The 15,974-nt window shown below is 68.8% G+C and carries 15 protein-coding genes; 7 read left to right on the top strand and 8 right to left on the bottom strand.

Annotated features, from left to right (window positions below; translation table 11 throughout):
* Nucleotides 1–129: 129 nt before the first annotated feature.
* The 3 genes from NKG96_RS01650 to NKG96_RS01640 form a co-directional block, all read right to left on the bottom strand.
* Nucleotides 130–1,605 carry a hypothetical protein gene (locus tag NKG96_RS01650; protein WP_254536728.1) on the bottom strand — a complete coding sequence of 492 codons (1,476 nt, stop codon included), beginning with the start codon at nt 1,603–1,605 and terminating at the stop codon, nt 130–132.
* Nucleotides 1,606–1,718: 113 nt separating this feature from the next.
* Nucleotides 1,719–3,188, bottom strand: coding sequence for a DUF7537 family lipoprotein (locus NKG96_RS01645; protein WP_254536727.1), 1,470 nt, complete (start codon nt 3,186–3,188; stop codon nt 1,719–1,721).
* A gap of 36 nt (nt 3,189–3,224) precedes the next feature.
* Nucleotides 3,225–3,599 carry a DUF7344 domain-containing protein gene (locus tag NKG96_RS01640; RefSeq protein WP_254536726.1) on the bottom strand — a complete coding sequence of 125 codons (375 nt, stop codon included), beginning with the start codon at nt 3,597–3,599 and terminating at the stop codon, nt 3,225–3,227.
* Between the two features lie 144 nt (nt 3,600–3,743).
* On the opposite strand from NKG96_RS01640, the gene NKG96_RS01635 reads away from it, so the two are divergent.
* A complete protein-coding gene (locus NKG96_RS01635) occupies nt 3,744–4,739 on the top strand; it encodes an ornithine cyclodeaminase family protein (protein WP_254536725.1) in 996 nt (331 codons plus the stop codon).
* Nucleotides 4,740–4,758: 19 nt separating this feature from the next.
* Here the strand turns inward: NKG96_RS01635 and NKG96_RS01630 are convergent, their stop codons facing one another.
* Nucleotides 4,759–4,974, bottom strand: coding sequence for a DUF7535 family protein (locus NKG96_RS01630; RefSeq protein ID WP_254536724.1), 216 nt, complete (start codon nt 4,972–4,974; stop codon nt 4,759–4,761).
* A gap of 118 nt (nt 4,975–5,092) precedes the next feature.
* On the opposite strand from NKG96_RS01630, the gene leuS reads away from it, so the two are divergent.
* The gene (gene leuS / locus NKG96_RS01625) at nt 5,093–7,846 is read left to right on the top strand and encodes a leucine--tRNA ligase (RefSeq protein ID WP_254536723.1); all 2,754 of its coding nucleotides are present in this window, start codon (nt 5,093–5,095) and stop codon (nt 7,844–7,846) included.
* 100 nt (nt 7,847–7,946) lie between these two features.
* Here leuS and NKG96_RS01620 read toward each other — a convergent pair whose 3' ends face one another.
* The gene (locus NKG96_RS01620; RefSeq protein WP_254536722.1) at nt 7,947–8,354 is read right to left on the bottom strand and encodes an Hsp20/alpha crystallin family protein; all 408 of its coding nucleotides are present in this window, start codon (nt 8,352–8,354) and stop codon (nt 7,947–7,949) included.
* A gap of 199 nt (nt 8,355–8,553) precedes the next feature.
* A complete protein-coding gene (gene pheA / locus NKG96_RS01615; protein ID WP_254536721.1) occupies nt 8,554–9,360 on the bottom strand; it encodes a prephenate dehydratase in 807 nt (268 codons plus the stop codon).
* 88 nt (nt 9,361–9,448) lie between these two features.
* Between pheA and NKG96_RS01610 the strand changes: the two genes are divergently transcribed.
* Complete coding sequence (locus NKG96_RS01610; protein WP_254536720.1) at nt 9,449–9,940, top strand: SRPBCC family protein; 492 nt, start codon at nt 9,449–9,451, stop codon at nt 9,938–9,940.
* Here NKG96_RS01610 and lpdA read toward each other — a convergent pair.
* Nucleotides 9,930–11,354 carry a dihydrolipoyl dehydrogenase gene (gene lpdA, locus NKG96_RS01605; RefSeq protein ID WP_254536719.1) on the bottom strand — a complete coding sequence of 475 codons (1,425 nt, stop codon included), beginning with the start codon at nt 11,352–11,354 and terminating at the stop codon, nt 9,930–9,932. The two genes, NKG96_RS01610 and lpdA, sit on opposite strands and share 11 nt — an antisense overlap.
* 147 nt (nt 11,355–11,501) lie before the next feature.
* Between lpdA and NKG96_RS01600 the strand changes: the two genes are divergently transcribed.
* The 3 genes from NKG96_RS01600 (at nt 11,502) to NKG96_RS01590 (ending at nt 14,433) form a co-directional block, all read left to right on the top strand.
* The gene (locus NKG96_RS01600; protein ID WP_254536718.1) at nt 11,502–12,215 is read left to right on the top strand and encodes a phosphoribosyltransferase family protein; all 714 of its coding nucleotides are present in this window, start codon (nt 11,502–11,504) and stop codon (nt 12,213–12,215) included.
* A 136-nt stretch (nt 12,216–12,351) separates the two neighbouring features.
* Nucleotides 12,352–13,773 carry an NCS2 family permease gene (locus NKG96_RS01595; RefSeq protein WP_254536717.1) on the top strand — a complete coding sequence of 474 codons (1,422 nt, stop codon included), beginning with the start codon at nt 12,352–12,354 and terminating at the stop codon, nt 13,771–13,773.
* 78 nt (nt 13,774–13,851) lie between these two features.
* Nucleotides 13,852–14,433: a DUF7090 family protein gene (locus NKG96_RS01590; RefSeq protein ID WP_254536716.1), complete on the top strand. Its 582-nt coding sequence runs from the start codon at nt 13,852–13,854 to the stop codon at nt 14,431–14,433.
* A 337-nt stretch (nt 14,434–14,770) separates the two neighbouring features.
* Here NKG96_RS01590 and NKG96_RS01585 read toward each other — a convergent pair whose 3' ends face one another.
* On the bottom strand, nt 14,771–15,202 hold the full coding sequence (locus tag NKG96_RS01585) for a DUF2391 family protein (RefSeq protein ID WP_254536715.1): 432 nt from the start codon (nt 15,200–15,202) through the stop codon (nt 14,771–14,773).
* 87 nt (nt 15,203–15,289) lie between these two features.
* Here NKG96_RS01585 and NKG96_RS01580 point away from each other — a divergent pair, with 87 nt between their 5' ends.
* The gene (locus NKG96_RS01580; protein ID WP_254536714.1) at nt 15,290–15,970 is read left to right on the top strand and encodes a class I SAM-dependent methyltransferase; all 681 of its coding nucleotides are present in this window, start codon (nt 15,290–15,292) and stop codon (nt 15,968–15,970) included.
* The last annotated feature ends 4 nt before the right edge of the window (nt 15,971–15,974 follow it).

Below are 15,974 nucleotides of genomic sequence, written 5' to 3'. Positions count from 1 at the left end.
GGTCACGCTCACCTCACCCCCTCGAACTCGCATCGCACGCCGAACGCTTCTCCGTTTATCGACCCGTGACCGGCGGCTCCGTGGGTCTCCGGGTCATCGTGTCTCCGGGTCTCCGGACTGACCCCTGCGCTAGCGACTGGTCGCGTTGACGGCCGCCGCGAACCAGTCCGGTCGCTCGACCCGCGTCGACCCCACGTCGGTGAACGTCGTGACCCGGCGGACGCGGTACGTCGGGTTCTCGGCCCCCTCGGTGTAGCTGTACGACTGCTCGTAGCGCTCGACGAGGCCGCTCTCGCGGACGACCAGTTCGACGTGGAGATCGATGACGGACCGTTCCCCGCCGTAGTGGAGGACACGATTCGGGTTCTCGAAGTCCGTGACGACGACACGGTAGCGCCCGTCGCCGAGGTCCGTCACCGTCGTCTCGCCGTCGCGTTCGATACCGGAGGGGACGTCGAGGTACGCCCTGCGCTCTCGCTCCCCGTGGTACCGGTGGAACTCCGTCTCGTTGTCGTGGATGGACCGTTCGTACCCGACCGTACCGTTCGACCACTCCTCGGAGCGCCACGTGGGTGCCCCCGCCTCGTACTGGACCCGGTGGTAGCGGTAGTCGGTCCGGTCGGCGGCCACCCACAGCGTCTGGTTCGAGCGCTCGGCCACCTCGCCGTTTACGGTCACGCGTCGGTTGGCCTGCCGTCGCGTCACCGACTGCCCCCGCAGGGCCTCCTCGTGGGCCGACCGGAGTTCGTAGGCGTCGACGACTCGCTCGGTGGTGACGCCGGGGGCGACGTACTCCCGCGAGGCGAACTCCTCGATGGCCCCGGCCACCCAGTCGGGTCGGGAGACGGTGGTGTTCCCGATGGCCTCGAAGCGAGTCGACCGCGTGTCCGTCACGTTCGTCTCCCCGTCGCGGTAGTCCGAGCGGTGGGCCGTCGTCCGGAACTCGCGGACGAGGCCGCGTTCGTCGACGACGAGACGGGCCTGTCCGTCGGGGCGGTCTTCGCTCTCGAGGGTGCCCCGCACGCTGTAGGTGTCGTACCCGCCGCGCTCGCCGAGTTCGCGCACCGTCGTCACGTCGAGATTCAGGAGTATCTGCTCGAGTTGGTGGAGGCGGTAGTCGGTCACCGCCCCCCGACTGCCGGGGGCGCGGTCGTACTCGGGGGACCCGTCGACGACGCGGCGGAGGTAGGTCGTGGTCCCGTTCGACCACGCGTCGTAGCGGTCCATCGACTCCTCGCTCCCCGCGTAGCGCACGCCGAAGAGGTCCGCGCTGGTGGCGAACCGACTCCGGTTCTCGGCGTAGCGGGTGGCCGCCTCGTAGCCCTGCAGGACGGTCCCATTGGCCGTCTCCTGTCGGTTCCGTTCGACGACCGTCATCGACCGGTTCGCGGTGACTTCGCGGTGGCTGGCGATGAGTGCCGAGGCGTTCACGACCTGCTGTCGGGTCAGGCCGGGGGCGATGGACCCGCCGTGGAGGTCGCGGGGCACGTCCGCGGGTGTCACGTCCGGCATCTCGGTGTCGTCGCCGCCGGCAGCGAGACCGTTGCACCCGGCGAGGACGACGAGACACACTACGAGGAGGGCGAGCGGTGAGGGACCGCGCATGCGCCGACTCTACCGTCAGTGGTGATATGTCTTCTGCCCTGTCACTCCACTCGGCGGGACTGTTCGGGCGGCCCACCGACCCACAGACCCACCGACTCGGGGTGAACGACACCTCACCGACTCGTCGCGTTCGCGGCCGCCGAGAGCCAGTCGGGGCGGTCGACCGTCGTTGACCCGACGTCCACGAACTCGGTCGACCGCGTGACCCGGACGGTGGTTCCCTCCCCGTGCTCTGTCGTGTAGGCGTAGGTGAAGTCGTAGCGTTCGACGAGGCCGCTCTCGCGGACGACCAGTTCGACGCGAAGGTCGGTGACGGTCCGCTCCTGTCCGTAGCGGAGGACCTCGTTCGGGTTCTCGAAGTCGGAGACGACGACGCGGTAGCGGCCGTCGCCGATGTCCGTCACCGTCGCCTCGCCGTACCACTCGACGTCGACGTCGAACGAGAGGTGAGGTTCGCGGTGCGAGTTCCCGTCCGACCGATGGTAGTCCGTCCGGTTCTCCCGGGTGTACCGCACGTAGCCGACCGAGTCGTTCGACCACCCCGCGGTGTGGCTCTGTATCTCTCCCTCGTACCGCTCGACCTGTGCGAACCGGTGGGTCGTGCGGTCGGCAGCGAGTCGGAGCGTCCGGTTCGACCTGCTGAGGGCCGTCCCGTCGGCGGTCACCTGCGCGCGCGTCTCGTGACGCGTGACCGACCGGTCGTGGAGGGCCGAGACGTGGCCCCGTCGGAGTTCGGCGACGCTGACCACCCGTTCGGTGGTGACGCCGGGAGCGACGTACTCCCGCGAGGCGAACTCCTCGACGGCGGCACCAACCCAGTCGGGGCGGTCGACGGTGGTTGTCCCCACGTCGACGTAGCGCGTCGTCCGGTTCGTCGTCACCGTCACGCCGTCGTTGCGGTAGTAGGGGCGCGTCGTCTCGACACTGAACTCGTGGACGAGGCCGCGTTCGTCCACGACGAGACGGACCTGCCCATCGCTCCCGTCGCCCGCGGGTACCGTCCCGCGCAGGGCGTAGGCGTCGTAACCGTCACGCTCGCCGAGTTCGCGGGCCGAGGTGACGGAGAGTTCGTCGAGCAGGGATTCGAGTTCGCGCGAGTGGTACGACGCCCCCGACTGCCCGACGCTCGGCGGCCGTTCGTAGCGCGCCTCGCCGTCGACGACGCGCCGGGTGAGCATCGTCGACCCGTTCGACCACTCGTCGTACCGGTCCGGGCTTCGGTAACCGTAGCCGCCCCCGAGGAACCGGGCGCTGGTGGCGAAGCGGGTCCGGTCGGCGCTGTAGCGACCCGTCGACTCGTAGCCCTGCAGGACGGTTCCGTTCTCGGCCGTCTCGCGGGCCACGGACGTGACGGTGTACGAGGCGTTCGCGAGCAACGAGCGGTGGGCGCTGAGGAGGGCGTCGGCGTTCACGACCTGCTGGCGGATCAGGCCGGGGGCGATAGAGCCGCCGTGGAGGTCGGGCGGGACGTCCGCGGGTGTCACGTCCGGCATCTCGGTGTCGTCGCCGGGCGACAGGCCGTTACAGCCCGCGAGGACGAGGAGACAGGCGAGTAGCAGGGAGAGGGCGGAGGGCCGTCGCATGTCGAGGGGTTCCCGGACAGTGACATATCTCTTGTGTCAATCCGGTCGGTGCGTCGGGTCGCCGTCGGCGGTGAGTCGTGACGTCCCGCCCCCCGCCGAGACGAGACGGAGGTGGGGTTCGGTCGCGGCGAGGGTCGGCGTCCCGACGACCGTCCCCGTCGGGCCGTCGTACTCCACGAACCCCGCGTCGGCCAGTCGCGGCAGGTGCCGATGGACGAGGCTGAGTGCGACCGACCGTCGTGTGTCGTCGCCTCCCTCGTGTGCCACCACGGTGTTCACCAGGTCCTCGACCGACCGCTCACCGCGTTCGAGGAGCGCTCGGACCACGACCCGTCGGCGGTCGTCGCGTAACGCGTCGAAGAGGCTGTCCGGGTCCGGAGTTCCCCCGGTGGGTCGTCGCTCCTCGGTCATGGCGCGTAGTCAATTTGCACTGACATTACGGTTCACATTCGACCGTCAACCGCTCTAAATACGGGCAGTGGCCGGTCGGGCGCACCGCTGTGGCCGCCCCGCCGCTTCGGATGGAATAAGTACCCTCGCGCAACATTTGCCGTCATGGAGACGCTGCTACTGAACCAGCGGGACGTCGACGAGAACGCCCGGATGTCGGAGGTCATCCGGGCCGTCTCGGACGCCTTCGCGGCCTACGAGCGCGGGGACGCCCAGATGCCCGCGAAGTCCTACATCGACCTCCCCCAGTACAACGGGGACTTCCGGTCGATGCCCGCCTACCTCGACGCGGGCGAGTGGGACGCCGCGGGCGTCAAGTGGGTCAACGTCCACACGGACAACAACGACAAGTTCGACCTCCCGACGGTGCTCGGGACGGTCATCTACTCGGACCCGACGAACGCCTTTCCCCTCGCCATCATGGACGGGACGACGCTCACGCGCAAGCGCACGGGCGCGGCGGCGGCCGTCGCAACCGACCACCTCGCCGTCCCCGACGCCTCCTCGCTCGGCATCGTCGGGGCAGGCGTCCAGTCGTACACCCAGTTGGAGGCCATCGCCGAGGTCAGACCCATCGAGGATGTCGTCGTGAGCGACATCGACGAGGAGAAGGTCGCGCGCTTCATCGACCGCTTCGACGACGAGTTCGACGTGCGCGCGGGGTCCATCGCGGAGGCCGCCTCGTGCGACGTCCTCTCGACGGTGACGCCCGTCGAGGACCCCATCGTCACCCGCGAGATGCTCGGCGAACACACCCACGTCAACGCGATGGGCGCGGACGCCGAGGGGAAACACGAACTCGCCGACGAGGTGCTCCTCGACGCGACGCTGGTCATCGACGACTACGCACAGACCACCCACTCCGGCGAGATCAACGTCCCGTGGAGCGCGGGCGCCCTCGGCGACGAGGACATCTACGCCGCCCTCGGCGAGATCGTCACGGGCGACGTCGAGGGGCGCACCGACGCGACGGGCATCAGCGTCTTCGACTCGACGGGCCTGGCCATCCAGGACATCGCCACCGCCCACGTCGTCTACGAACACGCCAAGGAGAACGACAACGGCTACCCGTTCGACCTCGTCGACACCACGGTCCAGTAGGCGGTTTCTCGCTCGGTTCTCACTCGCGCGCACCGCGGCGTGCGACCCACTCGGCCACCTTCGAGACGGCCCAGACGATGACGATGAACGGCAGGAGGGGCACCAGCAGTACCACGAGACCGAGAAAGAGCCCCCAGCCGATGGCGTCCATCTCGCGGTCCTCCCGGCCGAAGTACTCCGGGGTGACCGTTCGAAGCGCCTTCCGCGCGAGGGTCGGGTCGTCGTCTTGACTCATAGTTGAGAAGACGCGCCCAGCGGTATTATCCCTGTCCACCGGCCCTGTCGGTCCCGACTGACAGATGACAACGTAAAGTACCCCACACCTACTACCCCTGCACAAGCGACTACCGTCTATGCAGGACCAACGAGGCTACGACCACACGAGGGTCGAACGAACCTGGCAGGACCGCTGGACCGACGCGGGGGTGTACCACGTCCCCGACGACGCCGAGGACCCGACGTACGTCCTCGGGATGTACCCCTACCCCTCCGGGGAACTCCACATGGGACACGTCCGGAACTACACCATCACGGACGCGTACGCCCGCTACCGCCGGATGTGTGGCGACCACGTCCTCCACCCGATGGGCTGGGACGCCTTCGGCCTGCCCGCCGAGAACGCCGCCAAGGAACACGACAGCGACCCCGCGACGTGGACGTTCGACTGCATCGAGACGATGAAAGGCCAGATGGAGTCGATGGGATTCGGCTACGACTGGGAGCGCGAGGTCACCACCTGCAAGCCCGAGTACTACCGCTGGAACCAGTGGCTGTTCGCCCGGTTCCACGAGGAGGGCCTCGTCGAACAGCGTGACGCCGAGGTCAACTGGTGTCCCTCCTGCGAGACGGTGCTGGCCGACGAACAGGTCGAGGGCGAGGCCGAACTCTGCTGGCGGTGTGACACGCCCGTCGAGACCCGCGAACTGTCCCAGTGGTTCCTGAAGATCACCGAGTACGCGGACGAACTGGTCGACGACATCGACCGGTTGGAGGGGTGGCCGGACTCCGTGCGGGGGATGCAGCGCAACTGGATCGGCCGCCAACACGGCACGCGACTGCCGTTCTCCATCGAGGACCACGGCACCGTCGAGGCGTTCACCACGCGCGCGGACACCGCCTTCGGCGCGACGTTCTTCGCGCTGGCCCCCGACCACCCCATCGCGCAGGAACTCGCGGAGGAGGACGAGGACGTCCGGGAGTTCGTCAACGAGGTGGCCGACCCGGAGGGCGACGAACCCAACGGCGTCGCGACGGACCTCGTCGCGACCAACCCCGTCACGGGCGAGGACGTCCCCGTCTACGTCGCGGACTTCGTCCTCTCGGACGTGGGGACGGGCGCGCTGATGGGCGTCCCCGGCCACGACGACCGGGACCACGCCTTCGCCACGAAGATGGGTATCGACGTCGTCCCCGTCGTCGCCCCCGAGGGCGAGGACGGCACGCCCGAGATGCCCGACGTGAGCGAGGGGGCCTACACGGACGACGGCGTCCTCGTCAACTCCGGCGAGTACGACGGACTGGACAGCGAGACGGCCCGCGAGCGCATCACCGCCGACACCGAGGGCGCGGAGGCGGCCACCCAGTACCGACTGCGAGATTGGGGCATCTCCCGCCAGCGCTACTGGGGGACGCCCATCCCCGTCGTTCACTGCGAGGACTGCGGCCCCGTCGTCGTCCCGGAGGAGGACCTGCCGGTCGAACTGCCCGAGTTCATCAACACGACCGGGAACCCCCTCGACGAGGCCGAGGAGTGGAAGGCGACGACCTGTCCCGACTGCGGCGGCGCGGCCACCCGCGAGACGGACACGATGGACACGTTCGTCGACTCCTCGTGGTACTTCCTGCGCTACGTCTCGCCGGACCTCGACACCGCGCCGTTCGACCGCGACCGGGCGAACGACTGGATGCCCGTCGACCGCTACGTCGGCGGCATCGAACACGCCGTGATGCACCTGCTGTACTCCCGGTTCTTCACGAAGGTGCTGGCCGACCACGAGGGGCTGGCACACCGCGAACCGTTCACGAACCTGCTCGCACAGGGGATGGTCCAGTTGGACGGCGAGGCGATGTCGAAGTCGAAGGGCAACGTCGTCTCTCCGCAGGCCATCGTCTCGGAGTACGGCGCGGACACCGCCCGCCTGTTCACGATGGAGGCCGCCCAGCCGGAGCGGGACTTCGACTGGACCGACAAGGGCGTCCAGTCGGCCCACGCGTTCCTCCAGCGCCTCCACGAGACGGTCGAGAGCTTCGACTCCGGGGCGGCCACCGGTGAGAAGGACGACATCGCGGAGTACGTCGCCCGCGAGATAGACGCCACCATCGCCGTCGCCCGCGCCGACTACGAGTCGCTGACGTTCAACACCGCCCTGCGCGAGACGCGCGAACTGGTCGGCCTCCTGCGCAACTACCGCGAGTACGCCGACGCGGTCCACGCCGAGACGTTCGAGCGCGGTCTCCGAGTGGCCGTGCGCCTGTTCGCCCCCGTCACGCCCCACATCAGCGAGGAACTGTGGGAACTGCTGGGGGGCCGCGAGGCGCGGAGCGCCTCGGAACGAGCGAGTAGCGCGGAACGAGGTTCCGCGGACAGTCGCGCGGCGTCGCCGCGCGACGACGGTGACGATGGGGAACCGCGAGCGGGATTCGTCGCGGAGGCGCCCTTCCCCGAACCCGAGAGCGACACCGCAGACCACGACCGGGAGCGCAGACTGGTCGAGAACACTCGCAGCGACGTGCGTCAGATCATCGACGTGGCGGGCATCGAGGACCCCGAACGCGTCGAGGTGGTCGTCGCGCCCGAGTGGAAGCACCGGGCGCTGGATATCGCCATCGAGAGTGACGCGCCGAACGTCATCTCCGAACTGATGCAAGAGGAAGAGATTCGACAGCACGGCGACGCGGCCGCCGACTACGGGCAGGACTTACAGGAAGAACGCCAGTCGCTGACGCCCGCGCTCTCGCCGGACCGCGAGTTCGAGACGCTCCAGCGCGCGGCGTGGCTGATTCGCCGCGAGTTCGACGCCGAGGTGGTCGTCTCGCGAGCGGAGGACGCCGACGAGGACGTGGCGAAGAAGGCCCGTCCCGGTCGGCCCGCAATCCGCATCGACTGAGTCCGGGCCCCGTCGGGACCCGCCCCGGTCGCGTCGCTCCCGTCGCCGTTCTCCCGAAGGACTCGTCGCCGGTTCGAACCCTCCTCACCGGACTGCTCGACTACTCGATGGGGATGGACTCGCCGGTGTCCGCGTCCGCCTTCCCGACGGTGACCGTGAGGACGCCGTTGTTGTAGGCGGCGTTCGTACTGGACTCGTCGAGACGGCCCGGCAGGCGGACCGTTCGACTGACCGACTTCTGCGTGCGCTCGCGGCGCACGTACTCGCCTTCTTCCTCCTCGCTCTCCTCGGAGCGCTCCGCCGAGAGGGTGAGCGTCGACCCGGAGAGGCGGACGTCGATGTCCTCCTTCTCGTAGCCGGGGAGGTCGGCGGTGACGACGTAGCCGTCATCGCGTTCGACGACGTCGACGGGGACTCCCCCCGCGAGGTCGGAGTCGAACGCCTGCAGGCCGCGGTTCATCTCCTCGAACACGCGCTCTATCTCCTCGAACGGGTTGCGTCGCGTCATGGACACGGGTAGGCCGTCGCGGGAAATAAATGACTGCCCCGCAGACGCTCGGCTCACCTCGCGGACAGGCGCGTCGTCCACTTCCCCGTCGAGAGCAGCAGGTCGGTCCCCGTCTCGTCGAAGGCGGCCCGCCAGCGCACGCCGCCGCCCATCGTCGCCGAGAAGGAGTACCCCGGCCGGTCCCACTCCGGCGAGGCGGTCAGTACAGCACGTGGCGGGTGTCGTACGACCCGAGGCGGCGCACCCACCCCTCCTCTGCGAGGGCCTCGATGTCCGCGAGGGCGTCCTGCGTGCGCTGTTCGTAGAGGCCCGCCTGCACGTCGATGTGAAAGACGTAGTCGCCCAGTCGCTCGCCGCTGGGGCGGGACTCGACGCGCGAGAGGTTGATGTCCCGGTCGGCGAACGGTTCGAGCAGTTCCAGCAGGAGCCCGGGGTAGTTCGCGCTCGGGTAGACGACGAACGAGGACTTCCCGCCGGCGTCCGAGCGTTCGTCCGCGGGCGCGACGACGACGAACCGCGTGGCGTTGGAGGTGCGGTCCTGGATGTCCTCGGCGAGGACCTGCAGGCCGTCGCCCCCGTTGTCCGGGTGGCCGATGCCGGCGACCGTCGGGTCGTCGCGGGCCATCTGGACGCCGCGAGCGGTGGAGGCGACGGCCTCCTGTGTCACGTCGGGGTAGTTGGCTTCGAGGTAGGTGCGACACTGCGCGAGTGCCTGTGCGTGACTCGCCACGCGCTCGAACCCCTCGTTCTGGGCGAGGAGGGCGTGGCGAATCGGCGTCACGATTTCGAGGACGACGGCCACGTCGTGTTCGGCGAGGGCGTCCAGGCTCTCGGTGACGGAGCCCTCGATGGAGTTCTCGATGGGGACGACGCCGCGGTCGACCTCCCCGCTCGCGACGGTGGCGACGATGTCCGTCACCGACTCGGTGAACGTCACCTCGTCGGCGACGGCCCGTGCGGCCCGGTGGGAGTAAGTCCCCTCGGGTCCCAGCGTGATGGCCTGCATACACCCCCATTTGCCGGTTCCACGCAAAAGGACACCGACGAACGCAAACTTCTTTCCCGCCGACTGCCCTCCGGTACTGACGTTCCCAATGCCGACCATCCGTCTCGTCACACACGTCGACGCCCCCACCGAGCGTGTCTTCGACCTCGCGCGGAGCGTCGACCTCCAGTACGAGACCCTCCGCCTCGACGCCCGCCCCGTCGCGGGCCTCACCGGCGGTCTCGGCGCCCCCGGCGAAAAGACGGTCTGGCGGGCGTCGGTGTTCGGCAAGCGCGTCGACCTCACGACGAAGGTGACCGCCTACAGCCGCCCCCACCACTTCCGACGGACGCTCGTGCGGGGGCCGTTCGACCGCCTCATCCACGACTACTTCTTCGTCTTCGAGGACCAGGACGACCCCGAGGACGGCACGGTCATGCGCGAGGTGTTCACCTACGAGTCGCCGTACGGCCCGCTGGGGAGGGTCGTCGACTCGATCCTCCGCGAACGGCTGGAGGGGATGCTCGCGGCCCGCGCCGACCGCATCCGCGAGGTGGCCGAGAGCGAGGACGGAGAGTGGCGTCGGTACCTCAGCGATTGAGCGTGTGGATGGCCGACCCCATCGCGTTGGCGGCGGCCTCCATCACCGCCTCCGAGAGCGTCGGGTGGACGTGGATGGTGGCGGCGACGTCCTCCAGGGTCGCGCCCATCTCGACGGCGAGTGCCATCTCCGCGATTAGCTCGCTCGCCTCGGGGGCCACTATCTGCGCCCCGAGGACGAACCCGCTCGGACCGTCGGCGACGACGCGGACGAACCCCTCCGATTCGTTCATCGTCAGCGCGCGTCCGGAGGCGCGCAGGGACATCTGACCGACGACGGGTTCGAACCCGGCTTCCTCGGCCTCCTTCTCGGTCATCCCGACGGTACCGATTTCGGGGTCGGTGAACACCGCGGCGGGGACCGACTGGTAGTCGAGCGCGGCCGGTTCGCCCGCGATGTGTTCGGCGGCGACGTGGCCCTCCTTGCTCGCCTTGTGGGCGAGCATCGGTTCGCCGGCGACGTCGCCGACGGCGTAGATGTGCTCGACGTTCGTGCGCGCGCGGTCGTCCGTCGGGACGAACCCCTTCTCGTCGGTCTCGACGCCCGCCGCGTCGAGGTCCAGCGAGTCCGTGACGGGGGTGCGCCCGACGGCGACGAGGACCTTCTCGCCGCCGAACTCGCTGACCTCGCCGTCCTCGTTCTCCGTGCGGACGGTGATGCCGTCGCCCATCCGCTCCCAGTCCTGTGCGGCCTCGCCGAAGTGGAACTCGACGCCCAGTTCCTCGGCGCGCTTTCGGACGACGCGGGCGACGTCGTCCTCGTAGCCGGGGAGGGCGTCGTCCAGCATCTCCACGACGGTGACGTCCGTGCCGAGTTTGGCGAACACCGTCGAGAGTTCCATCCCGATGTAGCCCGCGCCGCCGACGACGAGGCTCTCGGGGACCGAATCGAGGTCGAGGGCGTCCCGCGAGGAGAGGACGTACTCGCCGTCGAACTCGAAGTGGGGAATCTGCAGGGGCCGCGACCCGGTCGAGACGATGGCGTGCTCGAACTCGATGGACTCGCTACCCTGTCCCTCGCCGCCGTGGGAGACGCGGACCTTCTTCTCGTCTGCGAACGCCGCCGTCCCCTCGACGAGGTTGACGCCGTTGCCCTTACAGAGCTTCTCGACGCCTCCCGTGAGCTGGTCGACGACGCCGTCCTTCCACGAGACCATCCCCTTCATGTCGACAGCGGGGTCGGCGTGGATGCCCATGTCCTCCGCGCCGCCCGCGTCGTGCGCCAGCGAGGAGGCGGTGACGAACGCCTTCGACGGGATACAGCCGTAGTTGAGGCAGGTCCCCCCGTAGGCGTCCTTCTCGACGAGCGTCACGTCCTTCCCGAGCTGTGCGGCGCGGATGGCGGCGACGTAGCCGCCCGGCCCGGCCCCGATGACCAGTACGTCCGTCCCTGTCGCGATGTCTCCGACGACCATACCCGCGATATTTGCCGCCGGGGGTTTGGCTGTACTGGTTCGCGCGGCGACAGGCCCGCCTTTCTCCCCTGCACTATCCACGAACCTGCGCAGGGTGAAGGAAATCACCATCGTCATACTCATGTTCGTGCACCACCCGTGGATGACATGAACCGCGTCGAGAAGGCGACCCTCCAGTTGCGCGCCGTCGCCGTCCTGCGGATGTTGAAGGAGACCCGGACCTACGACGAACTCGCCGCCGTCACGGGCCTCCCCGCGGGCGACCTGAACCGCTACGTCAACGGGCACGTCCTCCCCGGGGAAGCCCGCGCCCGCGAGGTGGTCTCGTCGGTGGGCTACGAGACGCTCGCGGGCGAACTGGACGAGCGAATCAGCCTCGACGGCGAGGGATACGTCGACAACTCCGCCGCCGTCTTCGACCAGCCGTTTTTAGACCTCGTCGCGCCCGTCGCCGCGGAACGCTTCGGCTTCGAGCGCCCGGACGTGGTCCTCACCGCCGCCACCGACGGCATCACGCTCGGTGCCGCCTTCGCCCGCCACTTCGACGCCCGCCTCGCATACGCGAAGAAGTCCAAGGAGACGGCCGTCGAGGAGTTCATCGAGGCCCGCCAGCGACTCGCCAGCGGCATCGAACTCACCTACTACCTCCCCGCGAGTTCGCTCCGGGCCGGCGACCGCGTCCTCGTCGTCGACGACCTCATCCGGTCGGGCGAGACCCAGGAACTCCTCCTCGACATCGCGGCGCAGGCCGACAGCGAGGTGTGCGGCGTCTTCGCGCTCATCGCGGCGGGCGACGAAGGCGTCGAGAGCGCCCGCGACCTCGTCGACGCCCCCGTCGACGCGCTGACGACCCTCGCGTAGGCGCGCGCCACGTCCCCGAGCGGACCCCACCCTCCGACCTCCCGCGGGGGTCGAATATGCATCGACGTGTAACTCCGACGCGATGCCCGAAGGGAATACTTAATTATCGCGGTCCAACTATGCTCGAACGTGCAATATGGGGGAAGCTGACACCAGTACGGAGACGGCCGGCGGCGTCCGCGGGTCGCTCCGGGAGTTCTTCGAGTTCGACCGCTACGGGACGGACCTCGGGACGGAGGCGGTCGCGGGCCTGACGACGTTCCTGACGATGAGCTACATCGTCGTCGTCAACCCCGCCATCCTCTCGAACGCCATCTCGCTGCAGGGGTACAGCCAGCCACAGGTCATCTCGATGCTGGCGGTGGTGACCGCGCTCTCGGCGGCGCTCGCGACGTTCATCATGGCCGTCTACGCGAAACGGCCGTTCGCGCAGGCGCCGGGACTGGGGCTGAACGCCTTCTTCGCGTTCACCGTCGTCCTCACGCTCGGCGTCTCGTGGCAGACGGCGCTCGCGGCCGTCGTCGTGGAGGGGATTCTGTTCATCGCGCTCACCGCCGTCGGCGCGCGGAAGTTCATCATCCGGGCGTTTCCCGAACCCGTGAAGTTCGCCGTCGGGTCCGGCATCGGCGCCTTCCTCGCGCTCATCGGCCTGCAGGCGATGGGCATCGTCGTCCCCGACCCCGAGGGGACGTACATCACGCTCGGGAACGTCGCGAGCAACCCCGTCGCCATCCTCTCGGTCATCGGCCTGTTCGTCACCTTCGCGCTGTACGCGCGGGGGGTCACTGGCTCCATCGTCATCGGCATCCTGCTCACCGCGGGTGCCGGCTACGCCGTCGAGTTCCTCGGTCTCGTCGCCCCCGGGACGCTCACGGTCAACGTGACGCCGCCCGTCTACGACATCACGCCGCTGGTCGGCGCGTTCCTCACCGGCTTCGGGAACGTCGAACCGTTCGGGTTCGCGCTCATCGTCTTCACGTTCTTCTTCGTCGACTTCTTCGACACCGCCGGGACCCTCACCGGCGTCGGACAGGCCGCCGGCTTCCTCGACGAGGACGGCGACCTCCCGGAGATAGAGAAGCCCCTGATGGCCGACGCCGTGGGCACCACCGTCGGCGGGATGCTCGGGACGTCGACGGTCACCACCTACATCGAATCCGCCACGGGCGTCGAGGAGGGCGGCCGGACGGGCATGACGGCGCTCGTCGTCGCCGGCCTCTTCGTCCTCTCGCTCGCGTTCGTCCCCATCGCGGCCGCCATCCCGCTGTACGCCAGCCACATCGCGCTGGTCGTCATCGCCGTCGTGATGCTCCAGAACGTGACGGCCATCGACTGGGACGACATCACCCACACCGTCCCGGCGGGGCTGACCATCCTCATCATGCCGTTCACGTTCAACATCGGCTACGGCATCGCCGCGGGCATCATCTCCTACCCCGTCGTGAAGGCCGCCGCCGGCGAGTGGGAGGACATCCGCCCCACGCAGGTCGTCCTCGCCGCCGCCTTCGTCCTCTACTTCGTCGTCACCACCGGCGGCATCCTCGAGTCGGCGGTCTGAGTCCCGTCGGACGGTTGTCCCCCGACGGCGACTCGACGGAACGCGGAATTTTAAGCCCCTGCCCGTCGCTGTGGCGATATGGACTACGAACTCGCCATCGAGAACGCCCCCGAGACCGTCCCCGAGGGGACCGGCATCATGCTCCTCCACCCCAGTACCGGCGAGACCGACCGCCTCGACACCGACTTCTTCAAGACCGACACCGACCACCTGTTCATCCTCTCGACGCGCACCACCGCCCGCGAGGTCCAGCAGAAGCTGGAGTACTACGAGGTCGACGAGTCCCGCGCCACCATCCTCGACACCCTCTCCATCGAGCGTGGCTACTCGCGACGGTCCAGCGACAACGTCCGGTACGTCTCCTCGCCGGACGACCTCGACGGGATGGTCGAGGCTATCCGCACGTTCCTCGAGACCCACGACGGCAAACTCCGCATCTCCGTCGACTCCGTCACCGAGATGGCCTACTACGCCGACGAGGAACGGACGCGCGAGGCCGTCGAGCAGATCCTCGACCTCCTGCGCGAACACGACGCCATCGGCCTGTTCCACGTCGCCGAGGAGGTTCACGACCAGTCGGTCCTCGACGACTACCGCGACCTCTTCGACGGCGTCATCCACCTCACCGAGGACGGCACCGTCACCTGCGACTTCTCTTGAAGGGGGTCCTCCCGGCTCACTCGCTCGCGGGGGAGTGCGCTGGACCGCTAGCGGTTGCGGAATCTCGTCGAACGAAGTGGTCTGGTACCGTGTTGTGCCCCGAGCGAGTGAAGTTCCCGTGAGCTGGGCGGGACCGAAGGTCCCGCCGGAAGCCGGCGCGAGCGCCGGCGACGAAGCGAACGGGAGCACGGGAGACGAGCGACGCGAGTCTCCCGGAGCGAGCGGGCCGACTGAACCCGCTTGAGCCGATGGCTCTCACGGGTGAGGGAGTGCTTTTGCTCGCCTTTCACCGAGCGAGGGGCGGCGAAGCCGCCCCGAGCGCAGCGTAAAAGGTCGTTCAGAACACGGAGTCGGCCGTCGCCGCGCCCACGACGGCGAACACCGCGCCGACGCTGATGGCGCGGACGCTGACGGCGAGTTGTTCCAGCTGGGTCAGGCCCCGTTCCGAGAGGAAGGTACCCGGGGCGTCGAAGACCAGTGCGAGCAACGCGACCGATCCGAAGGACACCGTCATCAGCGAGATGAACCGGACGGGGACCCCGGCGACTTCCGTCTCCCGGTCGGGGTCCCGGTCCGCGTCGGCCTTGTACAGCGCCCCGTACCCGATGGCGAAGACGATGGCGACGGTGAACACGCCCTGTATCCAGCTCATCGATGTCGCGAGGACCCACACCTCCTCGGTGACGACGAACGGCCCGGCGAGGAGGAAGCCGCCGACCATCTGCTGGGCGACGTCGGCGAGTTTGAAGATGCGGGCCGGTCCGACCATACCCTCCTCACTCCGCCGTCACCTAAAACGCTCCCGCCTCTCGCCGCCGACCGGAGGCGGTTTGGCCCCTCCCCGTCCACGCCCACCATGAGCGTCCGACAGGAGTTCGACGCGTGGGCGGCCGACGGCCGCGACAGGGGGATGGAGGAGCGCCACTGGCACACCGCGAAACACACGCTGGCACGCCTGCCGATAGCGGACGGCGACCGGGTCCTCGACCTGGGGACCGGCAGCGGCTACGCCGGGCGCGCCCTCCGCGAGACGACGGCTGTGAGCCGAGTGTACGGCCTCGACGGGTCGCCCGAGATGACCCGCAACGCCCGGTCGTACACCGACGACCCCGAAGTCGGGTACGTGGTCGGCGACTTCGATTCGCTCCCCTTTGCCGACGACAGCCTCGACCACGTCTGGTCGATGGAGGCGTTCTACTACGCCGCCGACCCCGACCACACCCTCGAAGAGGTCGTCCGGGTGCTCCGCCCCGGCGGGACGTTCTTCTGTGCGGTAAACTATTACGAGGAGAACGTCCACTCGCACGACTGGCAGGAGAACATCGAGGTGGAGATGACCCGCTGGTCGCGCGAGGAGTACCGCGAGGCGTTCCGGCGGGCGGGGTTCCACGTCGCCGAACAGGACACCATCCCCGACGAGGAGACGGCCATCCCCGACGAGAGCGCGTTCCCGTACGAGGGCTGGGAGTCTCGACAGGACATGGTCGAGCGCTACCGGGTGTACGGGACGCTCCTGACCGTCGGCGTCGTGCCCTGAGACG

The sequence above is a fragment of the Halomarina litorea genome, from assembly GCF_024227715.1.
GTDB lineage: Archaea > Halobacteriota > Halobacteria > Halobacteriales > Haloarculaceae > Halomarina > Halomarina litorea.
The sequence above is the reverse complement of the archived record's forward strand: the minus strand, read 5'-3'. Positions and strand labels throughout refer to the sequence as shown.